We start from the raw sequence: 4,236 nt of genomic DNA on the forward strand, positions 1-4,236 counted from the left end.
CACGACCGCGAGTTTCAAGAAGCGTTCATGAATATCTGGGAAAATATAGCACGGCGTTTTGTGCATAGCGACGTGGTCTGGGGATATGACCTGGTGAACGAACCGGTCGAAGGGGCGGTCCCAGACGGCTTGATGAACTGGCAGCAGCTCGCAGAGGAGACGGCACGCCGTGTCCGCGCGATTGACCCCAGGCACGCCATTATCATTGAGCCGGCTCCGTGGGGAAGCCCGTCATCGATCGCGCTTCTCGATCCCATCGACGTACCGGGTGTGGTGTACAGCGTTCATATGTACGTGCCGCACGCGTTCACCCATCAGGGAGTCTATGATAATCCAATGGGTATTGTCTATCCGGGGACTATCGATGGTAAATGGTACGATCGGGATACGTTGCGCAAGGTGCTTGAGCCCGTTCGTCGGATCCAGGAGGAAAACGGGGTCCACATTTATATAGGTGAATTCAGCGCGATTCGCTGGGCACCGGGAGATAGCGCCTACCAATACCTGAAAGATTGTATTGAGATTTTCGAGGAATATGGCTGGGACTGGGCATACCACGCTTTCCGAGAATGGGATGGTTGGAGTGTGGAACACGGGCCCGACCGCAATGACAGAAGTCGAACAGCGACACCGACGGACCGGGCTGTTCTCCTTCGATCGTGGTATGCCAAAAACGTCAAGCCCGAGTTTTCCGAGAGGAAAAAGGATTAACGCGCTTACTATAGTGGCGGATCCGATAGTTGCCATTAACCGAGAACCATCTTCTGAATAAAAGGATAGTCGCATGAACGGCGATCAAAAGGCGCTGGAACAGCTCACGGATGCGTATACCAGGATCACAGGCGAACTCTCCAAAGTCATCGTCGGGCAAAAGGATGTCCTTGAACAGCTCATTATCGGGTTATTTTCTCGCGGGCACTGTCTTTTGGTGGGCGTCCCGGGATTGGCAAAAACGTTGATGATACGAACGCTGGCGTCGTGTCTGTCCTTGAAGTTCAGCAGGATCCAATTTACGCCGGATTTAATGCCTTCCGATATTACGGGAACCGAGGTGATTCAGGAAGATAAAGCGACCGGGCGACGGGAATTTCGGTTTTTGCCTGGGCCCATCTTTGCGAATATCGTGCTGGCCGATGAGATCAATCGCACGCCTCCGAAAACCCAGGCCGCCCTGTTGGAAGCCATGCAGGAACAGCAGGTAACCGTGGGCGGTCAGCAGCACGTCCTGGATCCGCCGTTTTATGTGCTGGCCACTCAAAATCCCATCGAGCAGGAGGGAACATACCCACTCCCAGAGGCGCAACTGGATCGTTTTATGCTAGAAATACTTATTAACTATCCCGACGAAAATGAAGAGCTGGATATTGTATTGAGAACGACATCGGATACGGAGGCACGCGTGGAGCCGGTACTTGATGCCCGCCAGGTGTTGGAAATTCAGCGACTGGTGCGGCGGGTGGCGATTCCAGAACATGTGGCCCGATATGCTGTTCGGCTGGCGCGGTGGACGAGACCCTCGTTTGAAGAGGCTCCCCAGTTCATCCGGGATTATGTGACATGGGGAGCGGGGCCGCGGGCGGCACAGTGCCTGGTGATGGCCGGAAAAGCGCGTGCAGCGCTCCACGGGAGGGCTGCCGTGTCGGTAGAAGATGTGGAGGCCGTGGCTCTACCCGTGCTGCGGCATCGGTTGGTCCTTAATTTTAATGCGGAGGCGGACGGGATTAAGTCGGATGATTTAATCGCGCGCCTGTTGCGTTCTGTTCCTCGCCCGGAAGATGAGTTGGTGAACCGTGGCATACTCCCCAAACTTTCTTGATCCGCAGATTTTGTCGAGTATAAGCGGATTGTCTTTACGGGCCCGCGCAGTGGTGGAAGGAACGGTGACGGGCCTGCATCGGAGCCCGTTCCACGGTTTTTCCGTCGAGTTTGCGGAACATCGCGAATACAGTCCCGGTGATGATCTGCGCTATGTGGACTGGAAAGTATTCGGAAAAACGGACAAATTTTATGTAAAGCGTTTTGAGCAGGAAACGAATTTATCATGTATGATTTTAGTTGACGCAAGCGCAAGCATGGGCTTCAAGAGCCATGAGGCGCCGCTGAGCAAATGGGAGTATGCCCAGTGCACGGCTGCGGCGCTTGCCTACATCGTACTGGCCCAGCAGGATCGTGCGGGACTCGGCGTCTTTGCCGAGCAGTATCGAGTATTCGCGCGACCGGAAACCGGCGGCGGACAGTGGCAGCAGATTGTTCAACTCCTGGAAAAAGAATCGCCGGCCGGTAAAACGGCGATTGGAACTATCTTGCATGAGGCAGCGGAACGCCTGACGCGGCGCGGTGTGATTGTCATCGTGGGCGACTTTCTCGTGGATTTGAACGAGTTAGAACGCGGTTTGAAATACGTCCGTTACGCGAACCACGAGGCGATCGTTTTTCACATCCTTGACGATCTGGAAATCTTCTTCGATCTCCAGCAGCCGGTGTTGTTGCGTGGCCTGGAGGTTGCCAGCAAAGTGGGAGTGGATCCGCGTCTTCTCCGCCATGCCTACCGGCGGTGTGTGGAGGAATACTTGCGAAATATCCAGAGGATTTGCCACGGCCTGAAAGTGGACTATGTGAGGACAACCACTCGGGAAAAACTTGATCATGTGCTGCGGGAGTATCTGGCCTTCCGGAGGAAAATCAAGAGTATTTAGTGAATATAGAATCGTCTCGGGTCAAGTGTCGCGATCACCGTGATGGATAAACCGGAACTGCTCATCCTCGGCCTTTCATTCCTGGATCCGGCAATTCTGCTTGGATTGCCTGCCGTCATTATTCCGATCCTCATCCATCTCTGGAATCGCCGGAGACATATGGAAATGAACTGGGCGGCCATGGAATTTGTACTGGCTGCTCTGGCCATCGAAAGACGGCGGATATTACTTAGAGAATACTTACTTCTTTTATTGCGGATGCTGGCGATCGCGCTACTCATTGTGGCGGCTGCCCGGCCCGTTGTGGAGGGGCCTGCCGTGGCGATGGGGTATCAGGCGGCGACGGGCTGGATATTCGTGCTTGATGACTCGCTCTCTATGGAGCAGTCCAGCCAGGGGAAGTCCTGTTTCGACCAGGCCCGGGATGTGATCACGCGTCTTGTGAAGCACGCGGGGCCTGCGGATGCTTTTTGCTTGCTGAGGGCAGCTCAGCCTCCGACATGGGAGGTGGAGCTGGCGATCAGCGACCGGCAAACCTTCCTGCAAATTGTTGATCAAATAAAATGTCGACATACTCGCAACGATTGGTTGGCGTGTTTGCAAGCCGTTCTTGGGCGAACGCAACGCCTTCGCGAGGAGTATCCCCAGCTTACTCGTTTCGTCGTCGTGATTGTGACAGATGGCCAGCGAGAGCCCTGGGATCAGGCGATGAAGCGTCAGGGGGCTGCGGTTTCCAGTACGGCTGACGAACTGACTCGTCAGGCAGAACTTATCGTTTGCCATGTCGGTGGAGATCGCGAAAGTAATACCGCGATCACGCGGCTGGAAGCTTCACCACTAGTATGTTCACGCAATGAAGAGACGGTTATTGCCGGGCAGGTCACCGTCTTTGGTAACACGACGGAGAGACCAGCCACAGTCGAATGGCTGATAGATGGTGTTAAAATTGGTGAATCGCGCGTGGATTGGAAATCCCCCGAAACGGGAACATTCATCTGGTCCTACCGCCCATCCAGACCCGGGGATCATGTGATTGAGGCGACTCTTCCCGACGATCAGCTTTCCATCGACAATCGTCGGGGCGTGGTGGTTACGGTGCACGATCAGGTGCGGGCGTTGTGTATTGATGGTCGATATTCCCCGATACCATTCCAAGGGGCGAGTGACTATGTCAGGCTTGCCCTGGCCCCGGAGTCAGCGGCCTCAAAGACCGGGGGCATGGAAGTTCAGGTGATTCCCGAAGCGCGCCTTGCCGAATCGGACATCACGCATTTTGACATCCTCATCCTGTGCGATGTTGCCCAGATAACGCCGGGTGAAGCCCAACTTCTCGCAGATTTTCTGCGGCTGGGAGGTGGACTGGTGATTTTCTGCGGGCCACGCGTGCAAATGGCGGCCTATAACCGCGCGGCCGAACCACAGGGCACAGCACGGCCGCTGTTTCCCGGCCGCCTGGTGGGAATAGTGAATAGTCCCAATATAACTACTGGGATGGTGGATACTCGCCATCCGATCGTCCGGATTCTCGCGGGATGGGAAG

The 4,236-nt window shown here is 55.2% G+C and carries 4 protein-coding genes; all 4 read left to right on the forward strand.

From position 1 onward, the window contains the following. Positions 1–711 (forward strand): cellulase family glycosylhydrolase (locus H5U08_RS11415; RefSeq protein WP_297033101.1); only part of this gene is annotated, 711 nt, incomplete at its 5' end. 73 nt (positions 712–784) lie between these two features. Next, positions 785–1,816 (forward strand): MoxR family ATPase, encoded by a 1,032-nt coding sequence (locus H5U08_RS11420; protein ID WP_297033103.1) that lies wholly within the window; start codon positions 785–787, stop codon positions 1,814–1,816. 64 nt (positions 1,817–1,880) lie between these two features. Further along, positions 1,881–2,696, forward strand: coding sequence for a DUF58 domain-containing protein (locus H5U08_RS11425; protein ID WP_297033105.1), 816 nt, complete (start codon positions 1,881–1,883; stop codon positions 2,694–2,696). Positions 2,697–2,738: 42 nt separating this feature from the next. Beyond that, positions 2,739–4,236, forward strand: a 1,498-nt coding sequence (locus H5U08_RS11430) for a BatA domain-containing protein (protein WP_297033107.1), incomplete at its 3' end; no start/stop codon positions are given.

The organism is Thermogutta sp., assembly GCF_014359955.1.
GTDB lineage: Bacteria > Planctomycetota > Planctomycetia > Pirellulales > Thermoguttaceae > Thermogutta.